This window comes from Psychrobacter sp. JCM 18902 (assembly GCF_904846615.1).
Lineage (GTDB): Bacteria > Pseudomonadota > Gammaproteobacteria > Pseudomonadales > Moraxellaceae > Psychrobacter.
Genome location: NZ_CAJHBK010000001.1, coordinates 2,971,537 through 2,992,532 on the forward strand (window position 1 = coordinate 2,971,537; position 20,996 = coordinate 2,992,532).

At 43.7% G+C, this 20,996-nt stretch carries 17 protein-coding genes; 8 read left to right on the forward strand and 9 right to left on the reverse strand.

Going from position 1 to position 20,996, the window contains the following annotated elements; all coding sequences use genetic code 11:
* Positions 1 to 10: 10 nt before the first annotated feature.
* Positions 11 to 982, reverse strand: a complete 972-nt coding sequence (locus tag JMY05_RS12330) for a pirin family protein (protein WP_045443323.1) — start codon at positions 980 to 982, stop codon at positions 11 to 13.
* A gap of 230 nt (positions 983 to 1,212) precedes the next feature.
* Entirely contained in the window at positions 1,213 to 2,529 is a 1,317-nt protein-coding gene (locus tag JMY05_RS12335) for an NAD(P)/FAD-dependent oxidoreductase (protein WP_045443326.1), read from the reverse strand.
* Between the two features lie 506 nt (positions 2,530 to 3,035).
* Between JMY05_RS12335 and acs the strand changes: the two genes are divergently transcribed.
* The 7 genes from acs to JMY05_RS12370 all read left to right on the forward strand — a co-directional run bounded on the left by acs (position 3,036) and on the right by JMY05_RS12370 (position 10,426).
* Complete coding sequence (gene acs / locus JMY05_RS12340) at positions 3,036 to 4,997, forward strand: acetate--CoA ligase (protein ID WP_201615233.1); 1,962 nt, start codon at positions 3,036 to 3,038, stop codon at positions 4,995 to 4,997.
* A 230-nt stretch (positions 4,998 to 5,227) separates the two neighbouring features.
* The gene (locus JMY05_RS12345; protein ID WP_045443330.1) at positions 5,228 to 6,406 is read left to right on the forward strand and encodes an NAD(P)/FAD-dependent oxidoreductase; all 1,179 of its coding nucleotides are present in this window, start codon (positions 5,228 to 5,230) and stop codon (positions 6,404 to 6,406) included.
* Positions 6,407 to 6,485: 79 nt separating this feature from the next.
* Positions 6,486 to 6,914, forward strand: coding sequence for an MgtC/SapB family protein (locus tag JMY05_RS12350; RefSeq protein ID WP_045443333.1), 429 nt, complete (start codon positions 6,486 to 6,488; stop codon positions 6,912 to 6,914).
* A gap of 133 nt (positions 6,915 to 7,047) precedes the next feature.
* Positions 7,048 to 7,299: a hypothetical protein gene (locus JMY05_RS12355; RefSeq protein WP_045443335.1), complete on the forward strand. Its 252-nt coding sequence runs from the start codon at positions 7,048 to 7,050 to the stop codon at positions 7,297 to 7,299.
* 132 nt (positions 7,300 to 7,431) lie between these two features.
* Positions 7,432 to 7,668 carry a hypothetical protein gene (locus tag JMY05_RS12360; RefSeq protein ID WP_227675952.1) on the forward strand — a complete coding sequence of 79 codons (237 nt, stop codon included), beginning with the start codon at positions 7,432 to 7,434 and terminating at the stop codon, positions 7,666 to 7,668.
* Between the two features lie 828 nt (positions 7,669 to 8,496).
* Positions 8,497 to 9,168 carry a CDP-diacylglycerol--glycerol-3-phosphate 3-phosphatidyltransferase gene (gene pgsA / locus JMY05_RS12365; protein ID WP_045443785.1) on the forward strand — a complete coding sequence of 224 codons (672 nt, stop codon included), beginning with the start codon at positions 8,497 to 8,499 and terminating at the stop codon, positions 9,166 to 9,168.
* Between the two features lie 484 nt (positions 9,169 to 9,652).
* A complete protein-coding gene (locus tag JMY05_RS12370; protein ID WP_045443339.1) occupies positions 9,653 to 10,426 on the forward strand; it encodes a hypothetical protein in 774 nt (257 codons plus the stop codon).
* 85 nt (positions 10,427 to 10,511) lie between these two features.
* Here JMY05_RS12370 and JMY05_RS12375 read toward each other — a convergent pair whose 3' ends face one another.
* Positions 10,512 to 11,006, reverse strand: a complete 495-nt coding sequence (locus JMY05_RS12375) for a pyridoxamine 5'-phosphate oxidase family protein (protein ID WP_045443341.1) — start codon at positions 11,004 to 11,006, stop codon at positions 10,512 to 10,514.
* Positions 11,007 to 11,455: 449 nt separating this feature from the next.
* On the opposite strand from JMY05_RS12375, the gene purL reads away from it, so the two are divergent.
* On the forward strand, positions 11,456 to 15,466 hold the full coding sequence (purL, locus tag JMY05_RS12380; protein ID WP_045443343.1) for a phosphoribosylformylglycinamidine synthase: 4,011 nt from the start codon (positions 11,456 to 11,458) through the stop codon (positions 15,464 to 15,466).
* A 178-nt stretch (positions 15,467 to 15,644) separates the two neighbouring features.
* Here purL and JMY05_RS12385 read toward each other — a convergent pair whose 3' ends face one another.
* The 6 genes from JMY05_RS12385 to JMY05_RS12410 form a co-directional block, all read right to left on the reverse strand.
* Positions 15,645 to 16,733: an XRE family transcriptional regulator gene (locus JMY05_RS12385; RefSeq protein ID WP_087814540.1), complete on the reverse strand. Its 1,089-nt coding sequence runs from the start codon at positions 16,731 to 16,733 to the stop codon at positions 15,645 to 15,647.
* Positions 16,714 to 17,421 (reverse strand): hypothetical protein, encoded by a 708-nt coding sequence (locus JMY05_RS12390; protein ID WP_087814541.1) that lies wholly within the window; start codon positions 17,419 to 17,421, stop codon positions 16,714 to 16,716. The genes JMY05_RS12385 and JMY05_RS12390 overlap by 20 nt, the downstream gene beginning before the upstream one ends.
* A 107-nt stretch (positions 17,422 to 17,528) precedes the next feature.
* A complete protein-coding gene (locus JMY05_RS12395) occupies positions 17,529 to 17,705 on the reverse strand; it encodes a hypothetical protein (RefSeq protein ID WP_201615234.1) in 177 nt (58 codons plus the stop codon).
* A gap of 119 nt (positions 17,706 to 17,824) precedes the next feature.
* A complete protein-coding gene (tdh, locus tag JMY05_RS12400) occupies positions 17,825 to 18,850 on the reverse strand; it encodes an L-threonine 3-dehydrogenase (protein ID WP_045443351.1) in 1,026 nt (341 codons plus the stop codon).
* 77 nt (positions 18,851 to 18,927) lie between these two features.
* Positions 18,928 to 20,118 carry a glycine C-acetyltransferase gene (kbl, locus tag JMY05_RS12405; protein ID WP_045443353.1) on the reverse strand — a complete coding sequence of 397 codons (1,191 nt, stop codon included), beginning with the start codon at positions 20,116 to 20,118 and terminating at the stop codon, positions 18,928 to 18,930.
* 93 nt (positions 20,119 to 20,211) lie between these two features.
* A complete protein-coding gene (locus JMY05_RS12410; RefSeq protein ID WP_201615235.1) occupies positions 20,212 to 20,958 on the reverse strand; it encodes a pyridoxine 5'-phosphate synthase in 747 nt (248 codons plus the stop codon).
* Positions 20,959 to 20,996: the final 38 nt, after the last annotated feature.

Below are 20,996 nucleotides of genomic sequence, written 5' to 3' on the forward strand. Positions count from 1 at the left end.
TGTATTTTAACTATTTAACAAAGTTGCCCGTTTGGTAATCCCGAAACGTTTGGCGGAGCTCTTCTTGGGTGTTCATTACAAAGGGGCCATAACCTGCGACTGGTTCACCGATAGGTTCGCCGCTTAATAGTAAAAGCTTGACTGGTGCTTGCTCGCCATTTTCGGTAGCAGGATAATGCAGCTCAATGTTATCAGTAGCCAGTGTTTGCTGAGCTTGGTCATCAGTACGGTGCTGAGTTGGCGCATCAAATTGAATCAAATTACCGGCACTGACTGACGTACCATTGACCAGTAGCTCACCTTCTTGTACTAGCAGTAGCGTATTGTGGGTGTTGGGCACTTTTAGCGTCGTCGCGCCCGCAGTATCCAGCTCAATATCCCATAAGTTAATCGGAGTAAAGGTATTTGCCGCGCCTGTTATTTCTTGCCACACACCAGCAATGATAGCCGCCTTACCAATAATCGTCGTTTGGTGGTCAGGGTTGCTGCTGTCGATCAACTCAACGATAGGCAGATCTGCCCGTTTGATGCTTTGATAGTTTGGGTCGGTCAGTTTGTGCGCACTTGGCAAGTTAACCCACAGTTGCACCATACTAAAGATCCCACCGCGTTGACCGAAAGCCTCCGAATGAAACTCTTCGTGCATGATGCCACGACCTGCGGTCATCCATTGCACATCGCCTTTTTGAATAATCCCTTGCCCGCCCACTGAATCGGCATGACTGATTTCACCTTCGTAGGCGATAGTGACGGTTTCAAAGCCTTTGTGTGGATGCTGTCCGACTCCATGCGGCTGTGTTTTATAATGGGGGTTCGGATCAAAGGTCGTCGGTTTGCCATAATCAAATAATAAAAAAGGGTCGGTATGGCTATAATTAAAATGAGGATTATCGTCAAGATGGTTGATTAAGGTCTTTACATAAAAGCCGTCACCTACCCAGTGCGGCGCTTTATCACCATGAATATTTTTAATAGGACGCATTTATTACCTCGTCAGACGAAACATGTTTTTTAATAAAAAAGTTCTGTTAAGTTACGCTACATTTATAGCTACCTATATTGTGTTTATTTTAATAATTTATCAAGGACTAATGTAGATAAAAGGCAACTTAAGTAGAATAAAAATAGGGATATCTCATTAGAGCGTGGTGGGCATTTAGCCATGGCACTGTTCATGATTAAACAATGCTAAATCGTTATGATTAAATGAGGCTAAACCACTTCACCGCAGACAAAGCCACTGGCCCATGCCCATTGGAAGTTATAACCGCCAAGCCAACCAGTAACATCCAGCACTTCACCGATAAAGTATAAGCCCTCTTGCATGTTACTTTGCATGGTCTTTGAGGAGACTTCATCAGTTTTTACGCCGCCGCGGGTCACCTCAGCGGTACGATAGCCTTCTGTACCAGAGGGTTTGAGCTGCCAGCCATTCAAAGTCGCGCCAAGCTCCGTCAGCCGCTCATCTTTAATATTGGCAAGTTCGGTGTCTTTGATATCGTCCCAAAGGTGCGTTTGTAGCGCGGCAAGCAGTTTTTTTGGTAACTTATTACTGTCATCGCCGCTATCGGTATAATCCGCGATGACCGTCCGAATCAGTTGCTTTGGGTGCGATTTTTTGTGCGCCAGGAGCAGCGCTGTTATGTCGATATTTGGCAGCAGGTTGATACTAATGGTCTCGCCAGTGTGCCAATAGTTTGATAGTTGTAGCATAGCAGGGCCTGACAGTCCGCGATGGGTAAACAACATAGGCAATTTAAAAGAGATGCGCTCATTGCTAGCGATGACTGGCAAACTAATACCAGCCAAAGATCGGATAAGCTCACCCGTTTTATCCGTAAAGGTAAAAGGCACTAAGCTGGCATCGGTTGCGATCAGCGTGTGCCCAAATTGCTGCGCCAATTCATATCCCAAACCACTGGCTCCCATCGTTGGAATAGACAGTCCGCCCGTGGCGACCACGAGTGACTCACAGCGGTAGCCTGTTTGCGGCAGTTTTGTTTGATTGGCGGATTCTTTTCTCTCTTGCTTTTCTTTTTTACTAAACTGCTTGCTGGTCAGTAATTCAAATTTGGCGTTCTTGTCATTTTCGATAGCTTGTACACTGTCAATCTGCGCATTTAGCTTTACTTGTACACCAGCTGCCGTACATTCCGCGAGGAGCATGGTCAAAATATCTTGCGCTGAATCATCACAAAATAGCTGACCATGTTCGCGCTCATGGTAAGGGATCTTATGTGCTGCCACCATACCAATAAATTCCCAGCTGGGATAACGACTGAGCGCGGATTTACAGAAATGTTGATTGGCACCGATAAAGTGCTCAGGCTCCACATAATAATTGGTAAAGTTGCAGCGTCCACCACCTGACATGAGGATTTTTTTGCCCGCTTTATTGGCATGGTCTAATACCAGTACGCGGCGACCACGACGACCCGCTGTGAGCGCACAGTATAGCCCTGACGCGCCAGCGCCGATGATGATGACATCATAGTGGGTGTATTGTGATGCATTGCGCAGATTGCTCATGGTAGTCTCATAAAATAATAGGTTTAAAAACCAGCCACCAAATCCGTCATCGAATCAACAACGCCGATTGCTTATCTTTATAGCAGCAGGTCAATAAGAGGGTTTGGTGAAGGGTGTATTTTGGCGTCGTATCTCGCGTGTAGCTATTGTCCATATTTCATACAAGGTTACAAGGATTAAATGTCATATCATTATCTGATATCTGGACGGTGATGCCTTTGTTTATGCCAAAATCAAAAAATGTTTTAAATTGGTCAATACCAATAGTAAAAGCGAGTAGATGCAAAACCACACCTCGTCAATAAATTTTATCATGGGTGAGCAAGTATACCGCTATATAGGCATATTGTTATGAATGGCTGTTGATACCTTGCAACCGTTCTGCTTATTTGTCAAACTAACCATTAAGTGTCACACATTATGGAAGATGACCCTTATCACCTGTACAGGCAGTCGTTTTCGACCGTTATGCGTGCAGGTCATAATAATTAAAAAGGACAAATACGATGACTCAAAAATCATTCCCCATTGCAGCCGAATTTATCGCTGCTGCCAATACTACCGCCGAACAATACCGCGAAGACTATGAAAAATCTATCGAATCACCTCAGGCTAATGATGCTTTTTGGGCGAAGCGTGCCGAGCTGATCGATTGGATAAAAAAACCGACCAAAATCAGCGACGTTAACTATGATTTGGATGATTTTCGCATAAAATGGTTTGAGGACGGCGAGTTGAATATCTCTGTCAACTGTCTCGACCGACATGTCAAAAAAAATCCTTACAAGCCTGCCATTATTTGGGAGGGCGATCACCCTTCACTGCACAAAATCATCTCCTTTAAAGAGCTACATCAAGCGGTCTGTCGCTTGGGTAATTCTATGCGTAAGCTTGGGGTCAAAAAAGGCGATCGCGTAACCCTATATATGCCGATGATACCTGAAGCAATGATAGCGATGCTGGCATGTACGCGTATTGGCGCTGTACATTCCGTGGTCTTTGGTGGCTTTTCTGCTGAGAGCTTGGGTAATCGCCTGATAGACAGTCGCTCAAAAATCATCATTACGGCTGATGAAGGCTTACGTGGTAATAAGCATACGCCGCTTAAAGCCAATGTCGATCGGGCACTAGATATGGATGGCACTGACAGCGTCACCAACGTCATTGTCGTTCATCGTACGGGCAATTCTGTACCGATGAGTGGTCGCCGTGATGTTTGGTATCATAACTTGGTCGATGGCGAGTCAGAACATTGCGAGCCAGAAGTTATGAATGCCGAAGACCCGCTATTTTTGTTGTATACCTCTGGCTCTACTGGCAAACCTAAAGGTGTGCTGCATACCACGGGCGGCTATATCACCTATGCTCTCTCTACTTTTCGAGATGTGTTCGATATTAAAGACGATGACGTCTACTGGTGTACTGCGGACGTAGGCTGGATCACAGGTCATACTTATGCAACCTACGCACCGCTTGCCAACGGTACGACGACGGTGATGTTCGAGGGTGTACCAGAATATCCCACATGGGCACGCATCGGTCATATTATCGATAAGCACGATGTGACCATTCTGTACACTGCACCGACGGCGATTCGAGCGATGATGAAGGAGGGCGATGTCTTTGTGCGGGAGTCTGATCGTTCAAGTTTGCGACTACTCGGAACAGTCGGCGAGCCGATCAATCCCGAAGCATGGGACTGGTATTACCATGTCGTCGGCGGCGGCAAGTGTCCGATTGTAGATACTTGGTGGCAAACTGAGACAGGCGGCATCCTCATGGCACCGATACCAGGCACGGTCGCCCTTAAGCCGGGCGCAGCGATGAATCCTTTGTACGGTATCAAACCAGAGATTGTTGATAGTGACGGTACTATGCTAGAAGGATCTGCTGAAGGAAACTTGGCAATTAACAGCAGTTGGCCGGGGCAAATGCGTACTATTTATAATGACCATGAGCGTTTTTTAAAGACGTACTTTAGTGAGTATCCCGGTTATTATTTCACTGGTGATGGGGCGCAGCGTGACGAAGATGGACATTACTGGATCACGGGTCGCGTCGATGATGTGCTTAACGTCGCAGGGCATCGTCTGGGAACAGCAGAAATTGAGAGTGCCGTGGTCGCGCATCCTGCGACAGCGGAGGCCGCCATTGTCGGGATGCCGCACGAGATTCGCGGCATGGGCGTTTGTGCCTTTATTATTCTAAAATCGGGTGAAAAAGAGACAGAGGCGCTAAAGGCTGAGCTGAATCGACATGTTCGCGCTGAGATTGGTCCGATTGCCAATTTGGATGCTATTCATATCGTTGAAGCGTTACCCAAAACCCGCTCGGGCAAAATTATGCGCCGTATTTTACGTAACCTTGCGGCAGGGCAATATGTAGGTTTGGGTGATTTGTCTACTCTTGCGGATAGCTCGGTGATTAATCAGCTGGTTGAGGTAGTCAAAGCTGCGCGAGGAGAGTAGGCTAAATTATCGATTAAAAGCACGTTCAGTAAATAGACGATTAGCGTTCAGAAAAGTCATGTTATGAAAACTAGCATGGCTTTTTTACGCAGACGATATTGATATCAACAAAATTTAAAGGTTCAATACTTTCTATAACCATCTTATCTAACGATAACCATACTGTCGAAAACATTCCTACTATTATCACTCCCTTTTTTATCAAACATTATATGAGGCCTGCTGTCATTATGACCAATCACTCTTTGCCCGCTGTCGCTACAGAATCACCAAAAATCGCTATCATTGGTGGTGGTTTGACTGGGCTGTTTACCGCTACATTATTAGAGCGCGCCTTTGCTCAAAACATAGCACAAGATAGTGAGCAAACACCCTTACCGCAAATTACTGTCTTTGAAAAGTCACGTAGCGTAGGGCGTTTAGCCACTCGATATCGTACTGATAGCCCCACTGGTAAAAACTGGCAATGGGCATTTGGGGCACAGTTTTTTACGGCTAAGACGGCAAGTTTTAAGCAATTCATTACGCCTTGGTTAGAGACGGGATTGCTACAGCCATGGTGCGCGCAGGTGATCGATTTAACACCAGCGAATCATGATACTCAATCGCCTGATATTCACATTAAAGAGCAATGGAACCCCATGCAAGCCCGCTATATCAGTACGCCAAAAATGACCAGTTGGGGGCGTACACTGGCTGATGAGTTGCAGTACAGCACCATAAAATTTAAAACCCGCGTTGCGCCATTGGCTCAATATGATAATTCTCTAGCGGCAAAGGTTGATAAAAAAACTGAGCTATTTGACGAGACTGGTGCGAGTATAGGTCACTTTGACTGGGTGATATGTACCGCGCCTAATGGTCAGACCATAGAGCTAATGGCAGAGAGCGGCTTTGCTGAGCAAGCCAAGATTTCTAAGCAAAAAATGCTGGCGTGTTATACGCTGATGCTGGGTTGGGATAATTTTGATACATTACCAAAAATGTTAAGCGCTCAAGCAGCGCCACGCTGGGATGTGGCTTATCTCAATCACTCTATACTCGATAGAATATTTATCGAACACCAAAAACCTGCTCGCGATGACCTACTACCCAGTGTCACTATTCATGCGCGCAACGACTGGTCAGAGCAGCATATCGATGACGATATGGAGACGATCAAAGCGCAGTTATTAATAGCTGCCAAGCAAGCATTGAATTGGAACGATGACCATGCTCCTAGCCAAATAGATTGCCATCGTTGGCGTTATGCCGCCACTGTCACTGATAGTGATAAAGAAGTATTAGGCATCTTGATAGACGAGTCTCATCAATGGATTGTCAGTGGTGATTGGTGCGGACAAGGCAATATCGAAAGTTGCTATCAAATGGCACAACAGACGGTTGAGGCAATCAACAAAGCAAAATAATGGCCAAGTTTACTTAGCGACTGACGCTATCCGAAACTGGACTTTAAGGGTGTTTTCTTAATATGAAAAGGTGATAACGATGTTTGGATTCGATATAGATTTAGAGCTGATGGGCTATCATTTTTTCCAGTTGGGTATCGCCTTTATATTGTCATTACCGATTGCCCTTAATCGTGAGATGAAAGACAACGGCGCGGGGTTAAGGACGTTTCCACTGGTAACCATTGCGTCATGCGCGTTCATGTTGGTTGGTATGGATATTTATGATGCTACTGGTGAAGCGAGAATCATGTATGCCATTATCACAGGTATGGGATTTATCGGTGGTGGGGCGATTTTTAAAAATGAAAAAGGCTCAAAGGGCACTGCCACGGCAGCGAGCTTATGGAATACGGGTGCCATCGGTATTTCGGTGGCTTACGGTCGTTATGAGATTGCCATTATATTATCGGTCGTTGGCTTTTTGATTTTACAATTCTCAGAGCCCTTTAAAATTAAAAAACACTAAGCGATGGATGCGACGAGTTAACGTGCATATACACTTAAATACTAAAGAGACTATAAATCAATACTATATAGTGTCTCTATATCTATATGATATAGCAAGAAATCTATAACTTATTGAAAATAAAGGATAGTTTATGAGTACCAGATTGAGAGGTAGTGGGCTGACTTGTGCCATGCTAGCACGAGGGGATAAGCAGGTTTTATGTGCGGTCAGTAATGAGAGCGACGAGCAGGCGATGGCTAGTATCGATAGCACTGAATATGATTCGCTAAGGCACATTATTTCTTTTGATAACGATAAATTCTCCTGTAAAGAAGGCATTGAATGGCAATGCGCCATACCAGTAAAAAAAGTAGAACTTTTTTATGATGATATAAATCTATAGTCGCTTATAACTGAAAATTTGTGTATTAATTTGTAATACTTTAATTGAAAATAAAGCTACCCAAATTGCTAATAAACAGTTATATTCGTATAACATAATATACAAAATAGTACGAAGTTAGAGGTGAATATAGTGCTTAGAGGAAGTGAGCTGACTCGTGTAATGCTTGAGCATGGCTGCCATGAGATATGGTGTGCGGTAGATGATAATAGTGATGAAGAAGCTATGTGTGATCAAGATTCAAACGATTTTACTGCCCAAATCGTGTCTTATCATAACAACAGATTCTATTGTACTGCTGGTACTGCGTGGCTATTCGCTGTGCCAATTAAAATAACGGCGATGACACTGAGTGATGTAAAGCTCTAAATATCTTTCTTTGTGTTATTAAGCCATCGCCGACTCATCATTTGTATTATAAAAACCCACCTTATGGTGGGTTTTTCCTTGTAAGCAATATGCTGCTTCTTAGATTATTGCTCAAACGATACAGATTTTTGCAGATGGTTATACTTTTATATGACAAAACCTTTAACTGAGCATAAATTGTAGGCAAAAAAGAGCCCACAGAGGAGGAACTGTGGGCCGAGGAAAACTGATCGTGTAAAGGAACTACAGAGGCAGTGGTTGTGACCTATTGTTATTATGAGTGTTTCTATATTAACTAATATTAGGGTAGTGATGATTAATTCAATAACTGCATATATTTACTTACATATTTAAGTGTACAAGTGTTTTTATCAGAATCGCTATCATAGCGCAATTGACAGCGGTTTGGTTATTTTGGTTACATGACATTACGTTTAGAGCTTATGAGAAAGAAAATTAACGTCGTATTGCATCTCCAGTAGATGAGTCTTTTGGTCGTGTCATATCTAACATTGAAAAATGCGTATCAAAGTTTTGTAGTTATATATGAAAGATTGATTAATTTTAATAGTCATTTCACTATAAAAGTATTACTGCGTTAACCTCGCTTGAAGTATTAGCTATACATCTACACTCGGTTGCCTTGTGCTACTTTTAAATTCAACCGACTATTTTTAAATTCAACCGACTATTTTTAAATTCAACTGACTATTTTTAAATTCAACTGACTATATCGATAACTGAATAGCTAAAGAGATGGCATGACGACCTGCGTGAAAAATGCTAAGCTATCTACCATTAATATGTCTATATAAAACTGGGTTTGCCATGACTGAGAATACGCATTTGCATACGCAGGAGCCGCAAAATACCAAGAGTATTTTTAACTTGCCTAATAACCTTACTATCGCGCGGATTTTAATGATTCCGCTATTTGTCGCGATTGCTTATTGGCCACCTGCTATGGGGATTGGCATGCCTGCCATATCAGACAATGTGATTGCGCGGGTCGGTATGAGCGAATTTAGTGATAGCTTGTTACGACATTTACTTTTGACTAGCGTTTTTATTATTGCAGCGATTACTGATTGGCTTGATGGATATTTTGCCCGTAAGCTTAATGTTATGTCAGCCTTCGGTCGTTTTTTAGACCCTGTCGCTGATAAGTTAATGGTGGCGGCGGCGCTTATTATCTTGGTGCAATGGCATCCCAATATTATTATGGCAATCGCCGCGATTGTGATTATCTCGCGTGAGATTGCGGTGTCAGCGCTGCGTGAATGGATGGCAGAGCTGGGCAAAAGTACCAGTGTGGCGGTGTCGTATGTCGGCAAGCTAAAAACAACGTTTCAAATGGTTGCCATCACGGTGTTATTGCTCAATTGGGAATCGCTCGAAACGATCGGTTATGTGCTGATGGTTGCTGCTGTTATTTTGACACTATGGTCGATGATGATTTATCTTAAAGCGGCTTGGCCGTACCTAAAGCAAAGCGGGTAAATATATAACGCAGATATGGTCAACAAATTACATAGACAACAAAAACGCCAGTCGCATTAGCCGCTGGCGTTTTTTATGGTCTGTTTGAAATACGGCTGATGTTGCCTATTTGCCTTAGACATTGTTTGTATGGTTGATATATACTCAAAATTATTAGGGTCTGTTGAACATTCAAATATTAGGGCTGCTGATTGCTAAAATTGCACCAAACTAGGCGCAAACCGACGATAATGTCGAGACCTTAGCTAGGCTTGCAACAACGTTTGGGGTGATTTTAGCATCAGCCTTTCAGGGCAATACTCTTTTTTGCCAATATATGGCGAAATTGTTTAACCTAGAATGACTAGGCATCAAAAATTTCACTGCATATTGTCTAAAAAATAATGACTGCCAGCACCACGTTTGAATGTTCAACAGACCCTGAACAAAATACAAGAAAATTGATCGAGCTATCATAAAACGGCATTCAAATAAGGAAATAAGCATGACATTACATCAGACACAGTCGGGCGCTGCCGTATTATTGTTGGCATTATTAACGGGGTGTTCTTCTGGCTTAAACATGCAGGAAGAATCCACCTCAACCATTCAGCGAGAAAAATCTATCCAAACAGACGCTACTGCAGAACGTTCCACTCAGGACGCGGCAGAATCGGAGCGTTTGGGCACAAAGTGGGGTGATGACGTCGACTCAAAAGTGACGACTGTTGATCTGCGCCGTACGAGCAGTGAGCCTATCGAGCAGATGCAAGTCCGTTATGCTGATAAGTCTTATAATGGACGTGCGGTTAATAGCATGTCACTACTGGCGGGCAAGGTGGATTTTTCGATGGAAACCGACACAGATACGTTATCGATCTATCGAGATTCGGGTAATTACTACGTCCAAGGTCAAGCGGGTCAGGCCTATCGTTTGGTGTATCATAATAACAGCGACAACACTTATGAAATCGTCGCTAGTGTCGATGGAATCAATGTCCTCAATGGCAGCGCTGCCAGTCGCTATGACAGTGGGTATGTGCTAAATCCAAATGATAATTTGGTGATTGAAGGTTTCCGTAAGAGCCAAAGCTCAGTAGCATCCTTTATATTTAGTAAGCCAGAGAGTGCTTATGCTGCTAATACCAGCTCAGGCTCTATCAATAATACAGGTGTAATAGGTACAGCAGTTTATGGCCTATATGATCCATCTAAGCCGAAGCCTCAACAGCCGCAAGCTTACCCTGCGGACAATGGTTATGCGAAACCACCACAGTAATGCCTATCAATAGATAACGCATAAAGAAACGCCAGTCGCATTAGCCACTGGCGTTTTTAATTTTGCTATTTCTGGTTTAGATAACTTATAACGTCACTGAGTTATTTTCACCCAGATTGGTCGCTTTTTTGCCGTCCATTACAGCAGCAGTAGTCATCTTAAACATATTGACGACTGAGCTACCACTGAGCCAGTACTCTGCGCCATGTGGTACGACTTTGATCAGCTGTACATTTGGATCATCTTTACCTTGCTCATAGAATGCATTGTAAATCGGCGACCATAGCTCGTCTAATTTCTCTTGGTCTTCGACCAGTTCCGCTTTACCATTAATTGACACATAGTTTTTGGCATCTTGACTGACATAAGCCAAGTTTACTTGCGGATCTTTCTCAAGGTCGCTGACGGTTTCGGTACTCTTGTCACCGATGAACCAAATCTCTTTTGCACCGATGCTCGTCTCGCTCGTTGTCATTGGGCAGGCATGCAAATGACCTTCGTGAGTACGAGTTGTCATCATGGCAAACTTGATGTCTTTTACTAATTCTTGCACTTTATTGATATGGTCTTGTCTACTCATAGTAAATTTCCCTTTCTTTATTTTGATTAGGTCGTAGTGATTAAATAGTTGATTGTTTATAGTAGTTTTTATTCAGGCTAAGTGTTTTCCAAGTATCGAAAACCAGATGAATTGAGAAAAACGATCATCGCCTTAGCAACTGAAACTAGAATACCTAGTTGTGACCTTGTGTTTATATAGGTTGCCCGTAAGGCGATGTGAGGGTTTGTAAGGATTATAAGCTTTAGGTAAAAATTGTGACGACATCGCTGTTAAGTTTCTGTTGTGAAAGTAGCCTGTTGTAAAAGTAACAAGGGTTTCAACGATGGCAAAGATTTCACTATTATTGAATAGCAAGCATCAGCAATTTATCTTGGTTTTGACCTGCTTATTACAGGGCTTCTTGTTATAATACCCAGACCATTTACTTTGCATGGCAGAGATGCCTTGATCTTACGGATTATGCCTTTATGATGACCATCGCCGGACAACCGTTTCTTACCGATTTTCAGACGCAGCAACTCATCAGTCAGTTTCAGCAAAAAACCGAGCTAAATGTCAGCCAAATCCATACCCAGCAAGTGTATGTGTTATCACGAGAACTAGAAGGTGATGAGCATAAAAAAGCGCTAGACTTACTTGCTGTCGACAGTAGCACTGTCCTTGAAGCCCCAAAAAGCAATCAATTGCAAGTCATCGTTGGTCCACGTTTTGGCACTATATCGCCATGGGCGAGTAAAGCGACCGATATCTTTAATAACTGTGAAATTGCGATCAATCGCGTTGAGCGTGTCGTTGTCTATACGCTTACCATCGATAGCAAGATCAGTGAAAAGCTGTCTACTGCCGCTGAGCAGGTGTTGTTTGACCGTATGACTCAGAGCTTGGTCTATAACTTGAGCGATGTCAGTAAATTGTTCGACGATCAAGCGCCAGCATCACTGAATCATATCGATGTCATCGGACAAGGTCAGTCAGCGCTAGAATCAGCCAACACAGAATTCGGCTTTGCGCTATCTGTCGAAGATATTGATTATCTGATGAATGCGTATGTCAATGAGCTAAAGCGCAATCCAACGGACGTTGAGTTGATGATGTTTGCACAGGCCAACTCAGAGCATTGCCGTCATAAGATTTTCAACGCTGAATGGACAGTTGATGGTGAAGTTCAGCCAAAGTCATTGTTCCAAATGATTAAGAACACTTATAAAGCCAATCCACAAGGTATCTTGTCAGCGTATAAAGACAATGCCGCGGTAATGGCAGGTTCTGAGGGTATGCGTTTTTATCCAATTCCTACCGACGCGATGGACGTAAACTCTGCCCATCCTTATGACTTTCATCAAGAAGAAATCGATATTTTAATGAAAGTCGAAACCCATAACCATCCAACAGCGATTGCCCCTTATTCGGGTGCGGCGACGGGTGCTGGTGGCGAGATTCGTGATGAAGGCGCAACTGGTCGAGGCGGTAAGCCAAAAGCAGGTCTCACAGGCTTCCACGTATCACATCTACATATCCCAGAGCTTAGCGAAAAGTGGGAGCAGTCAGGTCAACTGAGTACGCAGGCTTACGGTACGCCAGATCGTATGGCAACCAGCCTTGAGATTATGACTGAAGCACCACTCGGTTCAGCCAACTTCTCAAACGAGTTTGGTCGTCCTAATCTATGCGGTTATTTCCGTAGCTTCCAGCTTGATATCTCAGCGGCAAAAGACGGCAGCGAGATGCGCGGCTATCATAAGCCAATCATGCTGGCAGGTGGTTACGGCAATATCAAACGCAACCTCATTGAAAAAAATGCTATTCAACAAGGTGATTTATTAATCGTCCTTGGTGGTCCTGCGATGCAAATCGGTCTTGGTGGCGGTGCAGCCTCTTCGGTTGATAGTGGTGACCTTGATGAAGGCTTGGATTTTGCCTCAGTTCAGCGTGACAATGCTGAGATGGAGCGTCGCTGCCAAGAAGTTCTAGATCGCTGCTGGGCTCTCGCTGGTAGTGATGTTGATGCCAGCAATAACGGCAAAGACGGTAACCCTATCGTGTCATTGCATGATGTGGGCGCGGGCGGTATCTCTAATGCGATGCCAGAATTGGTCAATGACCACGAGATGGGCGCGGTACTAAATCTGCGTAAAGTTCCATCATTAGAAGCTGGCATGTCGCCAATGGCCATCTGGTCAAATGAAGCGCAAGAGCGTTATGTCCTTGCGATTCATCCAGAAAGCGAAGCCCAATTCGATGCTATCTGTGCGCGTGAGCGTTGCCCGTATGCCATCTTGGGAACAGCCACGGATGTCCGTCAGCTGGTCGTTGACGATACCTTGCTCGCTGAGCAGCCTGTCGATATGCCGATGCAAGTATTGCTAGGTGGCACGCCGAAGATGAAGCGTAGCTTTAAGCGTTCTGACAGCAGCTTGCCAGCATTAGAGTTAGGCGATGTTAATTTAGCTGAGTCTATCAAAGACGTGTTGCGTCATCCAACGGTCGCTAGTAAATCATTCTTGATCAGCATTGGTGACCGTTCTATCACAGGTATGGTCGTGCGTGATCAGTATGTGGGTCGCTATCAAGTGCCCGTATCTGACTGTGCGGTGACAGCGTCAGGCTTGATTGCGCTCGATGGTCAGGTGATGAGCGGTGAAGCGATGAGTATTGGTGAGCGTACACCAGTCGCCCTAATCAGCCCACAAGCCTCAGCACGCCTTGCCATTGGTGAAGCGATTACCAACATCGCTGGTGCGCGTATTGCTCAGTTGTCTGATATCACAATGTCGGCGAACTGGATGGCAGCCTGTGGTGATGATGCAGAAGACGCAGCATTATTTGACGCTGTCTATACCGTCGGTGAAGAGCTGTGCCCAGCACTGGGTATCGCTATCCCAGTCGGTAAAGACTCGCTATCAATGCGTGCCAACTGGACTGACAGCAGTGAAGCAGGTGAGACGGATAAATCAGTCGTATCACCAATGAGCCTCGTGATTACTGCGTTTGCTCCTGTGGTTGACGTGGCAAAAACGCTAACCCCTGAGCTAATCAATGGCGACAGCGCGTTCTACCGTATTGATTTGTCTAAAGGCAAGCTACGTCTAGGTGGTTCAATCCTTGCGCAAACGCTGAGCCAGTTGGGTAACGATTGCCCAGATTTGGCACAGCCGAGCGACTTGGTCGACTTCTTTAACTTTGTCCAAGCGGGCAATGCACAAGGTGTCATCAGCGCCTATCACGATATCGGTGATGGCGGTCTACTAGCGACCATCGCTGAGATGCAGTTCACTAGCCGTCAAGGTATCAAGCTGTCATTGACCGACAATAACTTACTCGGTCAGCTGTTCAGTGAAGAATTGGGCGCAGTCATCCAAGTATTGCCAGAAAACGTCGCTGCTCTCATGCAATTGGCAGAAGAGTTTAACGTTGCTGACATGCTCAGCCTCGTTGGTCAAAGCTCGGAAGAAGACAGTCTCCTTATCCAAACGCCAACCCTTATGGGTGATGACACTTTACGCTTCAGCCGTACTGAATTGCAGCAAGCATGGACGCAGGTCAGCTATCAAATCGCCCGTCGCCGTGATAACCCAGCGTGTGTACAGCAAGAGTATGACTTAATCGCTGATGCGAGCCATCAAGGCCTCATCGCTGCGCCAAACTTTGATTTGAATCAGAAAGTTGAAGAGCCATATGTAAACAGTCGCGCTGATTCTGATAACAGCAAACCAAGAGTCGCTATCTTGCGTGAGCAAGGCGTCAACGGTCAGACAGAAATGGCAGCAGGCTTTACCCAAGCTGGATTTGAAGCGGTCGATGTACACATGAGCGATCTACTGAATGGTCGCATTAATCTACGTGACTTCGATGGTCTGGTCGCTTGTGGTGGCTTTAGTTATGGTGATGTATTGGGTGCAGGCTCTGGCTGGGCAAACTCTATCTTGTTCCATGACGAGCTACGCATGCAGTTTGTCCGCTTCTTTGCCCGTCCTGAGACTTTCTCACTAGGTGTCTGTAACGGTTGTCAGATGATGGCTCAGCTAAAAGACCTCATCCCAGGCGCGGATAATTTCCCACGCTTCATCGCTAATAAATCGGCGCGTTTTGAAGGGCGTACGGTCAATGTCAAAATCGAGCGTACCAAGTCGATCTTCTTCAAGGGTATGCAAGACAGCATCTTGCCAATCGCTGTGGCGCATGGTGAAGGCTATGCCACATTGAATACGACTGAAATCGACGGTATGGCCAAACACGGTCAGCTCGCGATGCGCTTCGTCGATAGTCAAGGTCATCCAACCGAGACGTATCCGCTCAATCCAAACGGTTCGGTCGGCGGTGTCACTGGTCTATGTAGCACGGATGGTCGTGTGACGATTATGATGCCACATCCTGAGCGTAACCTAAAAGCCTATAACCACAGCTGGAAACCAGAAGAGTGGGATGAGGACGGTGCGTGGATGCGTATGTTCCGTAATGCTCGTACTTGGTTACGCTAGTCGCAAACCTAGATGCTTGATTAGCTTCATCAAACTTGCTGAGCCTACGACGTGTAGTGCTTGCGCATGTTTTCCTCGCTACTCAAACCTCTAGCAATTGCTGATAATTTTAGATAGCTGTTTGTTGAAATGAAAAGGTGGGCTTAGGCTCACCTTTTTTGTGTTTGGAGTAATGATCTTAGAGTAATTTCAGTCTAGGCTTAGTGTTTTTACTGATTAACTTGAACGTTATATCATCTAAAATTTGATAGCCAAAATCAATATTTTCATAAAAATTCCTACCTTCTTTTTCTAAGAGAACCTTAATAATCTTATTAAGTAGAATCGGTTGTTCACGTTCAATAGGTTCAGGTTCTAACTTATTATATCCTTGTTTACTAAACTCGATACAATTAGAACGATAAAGCCAATCAGTTAATAATCCATTAGTGTGTAAGTTATAGTTCATAGCTGCAAGAGATACTTTCCAGTATTTTTTATAGCTGATTAGATTCGGTAGATTTAGATTGTTTGGAGCCATAACTACAAATGCTTCTCTCGGCATTAAAAAACTGGAAGCAAACCTATCAGCTTCGTGCTCTTTGTCCTTCATATTTTCAAGTACATTTTTATCATCACTGTGCAGAACTAAGTGACCAAGTTCATGAGCAGCATCGAAGCGCATTCTTTCTGCTGACTTCGCTGTATTCAAAAATACTATAGGTCGCCCATCATGATAAAAAGAGAATGCATCAACTTCTTTTACTTCCATTGGCAAACGGAATACTGCAATACCATGTGATTCGAGTAGGGCAATAATGTTTTTAATCGGTAGAATACCTAATTGCCAATCGCCACGAAGTGTTAAAGCAGCTTTTTCAGGCTCATTAACCAAAGTATCAATATCGAAGCCTTGGAAAATGGGAAGATTAGATATTGTTTTGTCAAAATACTCTAAGGTTTGAATTGCAAACTCACTGTAAGCAAGTGCAGAATTTCTGTACTGAGCTTTTATACGGCTATATGAACGAAAGAAAATTTGCTCATCTACCACTTGTGTTTTGAAAGTGGAGTTAAAGAAGTCAAAAGGTAGGTTTAATGACTCACTTAACTTGACTACTTTTTCGAAATCAGGCACTGAAGGTTTATTCTCGTTCAAATAGTTTGAAATTGTAGCTTCAGTACATGACAATATATTTGCTAGATCTTTATTCGTTTTCCCCTTTAAGTCTTTAGCTATTTTTAGACGGCGCTTATTGAATTCAAAGTTACTCTTCATTGCTCGCATTTTTATACCCAATTTCAAACGAGTCCTCGTTCACTGATTCATCAGCAAACTCACTCATATATGACTGAACCTCATTTTCTGAATCTGAAGAAAACATCAATCTACAATCATGATCAGTTGGAAAAATTTTTCCATCATCCATTACTATATAAGACATTGGTCTTGCAAGTTCATAAATTAAACTTGGAGCATCATCTTGATAAATTTCGTGTTTTCTTGAAGGATAATATAGAACCCAAGTTTCTAGTTTCTCGCTAGTCATATTTCTATATTTATTTATATCAATTTTATGTTTCGTCTCAATACCTTTTGAACAGTTGGAGGAAATCGGCAAGTTCATATTACCTAAAGCGTCATTACTGGACATGATAATAATTTGAATATTGTTATCAACGATGGTTAATGTAGGTTGTCCTTGACCTCGGCTAAATTCGATTTCGTTAGAAATTAATTGTAGGGCTATGTTTTCCCCAATGTCACCCCAACGCGCTATACCGCTTGCACAGTTTACCTTAGTTTTCATATTGAAATTTTGATCAGCTTTTTGAATAGCATCGAAAATGACTTGAGGAGTAAAACCGAATTTATTCTTCAAAATTTCCACGGCTTCGCTATTGTTTATAAGCTCACCATCTGTGTTGCGGCTATCTAAGTCGCTGAAGATTTCATACTGTGGTGCTTGGTACATATTAGTTTCATCCATGTAATTTTTATAAATTATAACATCATATGATGTGTTAAAAAATAAAAATATCGATTAAGATCATTTTTTTATACATAATGATTTAATCAAAATTACTCACTATCCAAACCCTTCTGAGCCTCAGCAATCAACTCATGAATCTTAGCACTTTCCTTTAGCACGCAAGCATCATAGGCAGAGAGCGGCTTAGACTCATGCTCCTTTTCCTGATCTTGTTTGGCTTTTTCTGCTAAATATTTTTCAAGTTTATCAGCTTCAGAATTACCCATAGCTTATCCTCCGTATGATTTTTACTCTATAAAAAACGGCACTGAAATCAGTGCCGTCTTATAAGTCGTAATAATTTAAACCCTAACCACGACTCATCAAATACTGATGTACCACGTTATCAATCCCAGCTTAAAATCACCTTACCGCATTGCCCACTTTCCATGATATCAAAGCCTTCTTGGAAGTCATCAATGTGCATGCGGTGGGTAATGATGGGCGATAAATCAATACCGCTAATCAGCATTTGCTCCATCTGATACCACGTCTCCCACATCTCACGGCCATAAATGCCTTTTAGGGTTAACGCCTTAAAAATAATCTTGCTCCAATCCACCGTGGTGGTGTTCGGTAAAATGCCCAAAAGAGAGATTTTAGAGCCGTTATACATGTTACTAATCATCGAATCAAAAGCCTGAGGCGAGCCTGACATTTCAAGCCCAATATCAAAGCCGTGCATTTTTAACTCAGCAATGGCACCTTCGATGGTTTCACCTTTGGCTGGGTTGATGGTCATGGTCGCGCCCATTTTTTTGGCAAGCGCTAGGCGATAATCACTGATATCACTGACCACAATATTACGCGCCCCTGCGAAGCGGCAAATCGCTGTCGCCATAGAACCAATCAGTCCCGCACCCGTGATTAGCACATCTTCACCAAGGACAGGAAATGAAAGGGCAGTATGCGTGGCATTGCCAAAGGGGTCCATGATGGCTGCCATCTCATCGCTGATACGCTCATCGAGCTTGATGACATTATCGGCAGGTATCACCAAATATTCGGCAAACGCGCCATCGCGGTCGACGCCCACGCCGATGGTGTTTTCACACACATGCAGCTTGCCACGGCGGCAGTTACGGCAATGCCCACAAGCGATATGTCCTTCGCCAGTGACTCGGTCGCCCACTTCAAAGTGCTTCACACCATCGCCTATTTCGCTAATGATACCGACGTATTCGTGTCCGATAATCATTGGTGTCTTGATGGTTCTTTCTGACCACTCATCCCACTTATAAATGTGCAAATCTGTACCACAAATGGCGGTTTTCTTAATTTTGATTTTAACGTCATTGATGCCAACAGTAGGTTCTGGCATGTCTTGCATCCAGATGCCTTTTTTGGCATGGGCTTTAACCAGTGCTTTCATACTTTTCTCTTATTTAACGGTGTTGTACTTAATGGTTGAATCTAGCGAGTGAATACCGAACAAATACCGAACGATGCTTAATCAATCACTTTCATTTGCTTGGCGACTTTGATAAAGGCGGTGATACACTTGTCTAGCTGCTCGCGAGTATGGGCAGCAGAGAGCTGGACACGGATGCGAGCTTGGTCTTTGGGTACGACAGGGTAGAAGAAGCCAATCACATAAATGCCTTCTTCAAGCAGTGCGTCTGCCATCTGTTGCGAGACGTTGGCGTCATAAAGCATGACCGCACAAATTGCCGATGCGGTGGGCTTGATATCGAAGCCTGCATCTTGCATTTTTTTCACAAAGTAGGCGGTATTTTCATGCAATTTATCTTGTAGGGTATTGTCTTGCGATAGCATTTCAAACGCTTTTACCCCAGCGGCAGCCACCATAGGAGGAATAGAGTTTGAAAACAGATACGGACGTGAGCGCTGACGCAACATCTCAACGATTTCTTTTTTACCCGTGGTAAAGCCGCCAATAGCACCGCCAAATGCCTTACCCAAAGTGCCAGTGATCAGCTCAATATCACCACGTAGATCAAACAATTCAGTCACGCCGCCACCAGTGTGACCGACCACGCCTGCTGAATGCGACTCGTCAATCATTATCATGGCATCATATTTTTGTGCCAACGCATAAATCTCATCCATTGGCGCGACATTACCATCCATCGAAAACACACCATCGGTCACAATCAAACGAAAACGCTGTGCTTGTGCCGCTTGTAATTGAGTTTCTAAATCCTGCATATCCGCATTTGCATAGCGATAACGGGCCGCTTTACACAGGCGCACACCGTCGATGATTGAGGCATGATTTAATGAATCAGAAATAATGGCGTCCTCAGCGGTCAGCAGTGGCTCAAAGGCACCGCCATTCGCATCGAAACAGGCCGCATAAAGAATCGTGTCTTCGGTATTAAAAAACTTAGAAATCGCCGCTTCTAATTGCTTATGCAAATCTTGCGTCCCACAAATAAACCGTACCGATGACATGCCATAACCTGAGTTTTCAATGGCCCCGATAGCCGCCTTTTTAATCTCAGGGTGATCAGACAGTCCAAGGTAATTATTGGCACAAAAATTAAGCATCTCACGGCCATCGGCGATCTTGATGAGCGCATCTTGCGGAGAGGTGATCACGCGCTCAGTTTTATACAGTCCTGCCGCGCGTATATCGCTGATTTCTTGTTGTAAATGCTTCTGAAAGTCTTGATACATAAAGATTCCTTTTTTAATATTATTAGCGTTTTTATTGATAATGCAGATATTAGGACTGCTGATAGAACCAAACTATTTGCTTATTAATACGGGTTAAGCACAGATGTCTAAATACTGACGCACGACATTATCCATGCCTTGCTCCAATGATTCAATCGTAAATGCATGACCAATCGACACTTCAGCGATATCACTAAGCGCGAGCAAGTCAGCCAAATTTTCCAAATTCAAATCATGACCCGCATTGACGCGGATGCCGTTTTGATTAGCTAGATTAATACAGTCGCTAAAGCGTTGCTTGACCTCATCGAAATCAATATTGTCATCGCTCTTACCATTACTGTAGGCGCGCGCCCATTCTTCGGTATACATCTCGATCGTTTGTACATCGCTCTCGATGACGGCTTTGATTTGTTCGATATCAGGGTCGATGAACACCGCACAGCGCGTACCAAAGGCTTGCAGCTCTTTACTCAACGTTGATAAAAACTCATGATGGGTGATGATATCAAAGCCATGATCCGAGGTCAGCTGATCGTCACTGTCTGGCACGAGCGTACATTGATGCGGTTTTACTTCACGGATAATCTTTAAGAACTGCTCGTTTGGATTGCCTTCGATATTGAACTCAATCTCTGGGTAGTCCTTTAAAAATGCACTGATATCATAGACATCTTGATATCTGATATGACGCTCATCGGGTCTCGGGTGTACGGTAAAGCCTTTAACCCCTAGGTCAATCAGCTTTTTCACAAAGTACAATAAGTTAGGGTAGTCAGTGCCGCGCGAGTTGCGGATTAAAGCCAATTTATTCAAATTTACGCTAAATAATGTGCTCATAGTATTTCCTTTCTCATTGTTGTTATGGATATATTTTT

What these genes read in the sequence shown, in the direction of transcription:
- JMY05_RS12330 (WP_045443323.1), bottom strand. Translation starts at nt 982, where the DNA reads ATGCGTCCTATTAAAAATATTCATGGTGATAAAGCGCCGCACTGGGTA.
- JMY05_RS12335 (WP_045443326.1), bottom strand. Translation starts at nt 2,529, where the DNA reads ATGAGCAATCTGCGCAATGCATCACAATACACCCACTATGATGTCATC.
- acs (WP_201615233.1), top strand. Translation starts at nt 3,036, where the DNA reads ATGACTCAAAAATCATTCCCCATTGCAGCCGAATTTATCGCTGCTGCC.
- JMY05_RS12345 (WP_045443330.1), top strand. Translation starts at nt 5,228, where the DNA reads ATGACCAATCACTCTTTGCCCGCTGTCGCTACAGAATCACCAAAAATC.
- JMY05_RS12350 (WP_045443333.1), top strand. Translation starts at nt 6,486, where the DNA reads ATGTTTGGATTCGATATAGATTTAGAGCTGATGGGCTATCATTTTTTC.
- JMY05_RS12355 (WP_045443335.1), top strand. Translation starts at nt 7,048, where the DNA reads ATGAGTACCAGATTGAGAGGTAGTGGGCTGACTTGTGCCATGCTAGCA.
- pgsA (WP_045443785.1), top strand. Translation starts at nt 8,497, where the DNA reads ATGACTGAGAATACGCATTTGCATACGCAGGAGCCGCAAAATACCAAG.
- JMY05_RS12370 (WP_045443339.1), top strand. Translation starts at nt 9,653, where the DNA reads ATGACATTACATCAGACACAGTCGGGCGCTGCCGTATTATTGTTGGCA.
- JMY05_RS12375 (WP_045443341.1), bottom strand. Translation starts at nt 11,006, where the DNA reads ATGAGTAGACAAGACCATATCAATAAAGTGCAAGAATTAGTAAAAGAC.
- purL (WP_045443343.1), top strand. Translation starts at nt 11,456, where the DNA reads ATGATGACCATCGCCGGACAACCGTTTCTTACCGATTTTCAGACGCAG.
- JMY05_RS12385 (WP_087814540.1), bottom strand. Translation starts at nt 16,733, where the DNA reads ATGCGAGCAATGAAGAGTAACTTTGAATTCAATAAGCGCCGTCTAAAA.
- JMY05_RS12390 (WP_087814541.1), bottom strand. Translation starts at nt 17,421, where the DNA reads ATGTACCAAGCACCACAGTATGAAATCTTCAGCGACTTAGATAGCCGC.
- JMY05_RS12395 (WP_201615234.1), bottom strand. Translation starts at nt 17,705, where the DNA reads ATGGGTAATTCTGAAGCTGATAAACTTGAAAAATATTTAGCAGAAAAA.
- tdh (WP_045443351.1), bottom strand. Translation starts at nt 18,850, where the DNA reads ATGAAAGCACTGGTTAAAGCCCATGCCAAAAAAGGCATCTGGATGCAA.
- kbl (WP_045443353.1), bottom strand. Translation starts at nt 20,118, where the DNA reads ATGTATCAAGACTTTCAGAAGCATTTACAACAAGAAATCAGCGATATA.
- JMY05_RS12410 (WP_201615235.1), bottom strand. Translation starts at nt 20,958, where the DNA reads ATGAGCACATTATTTAGCGTAAATTTGAATAAATTGGCTTTAATCCGC.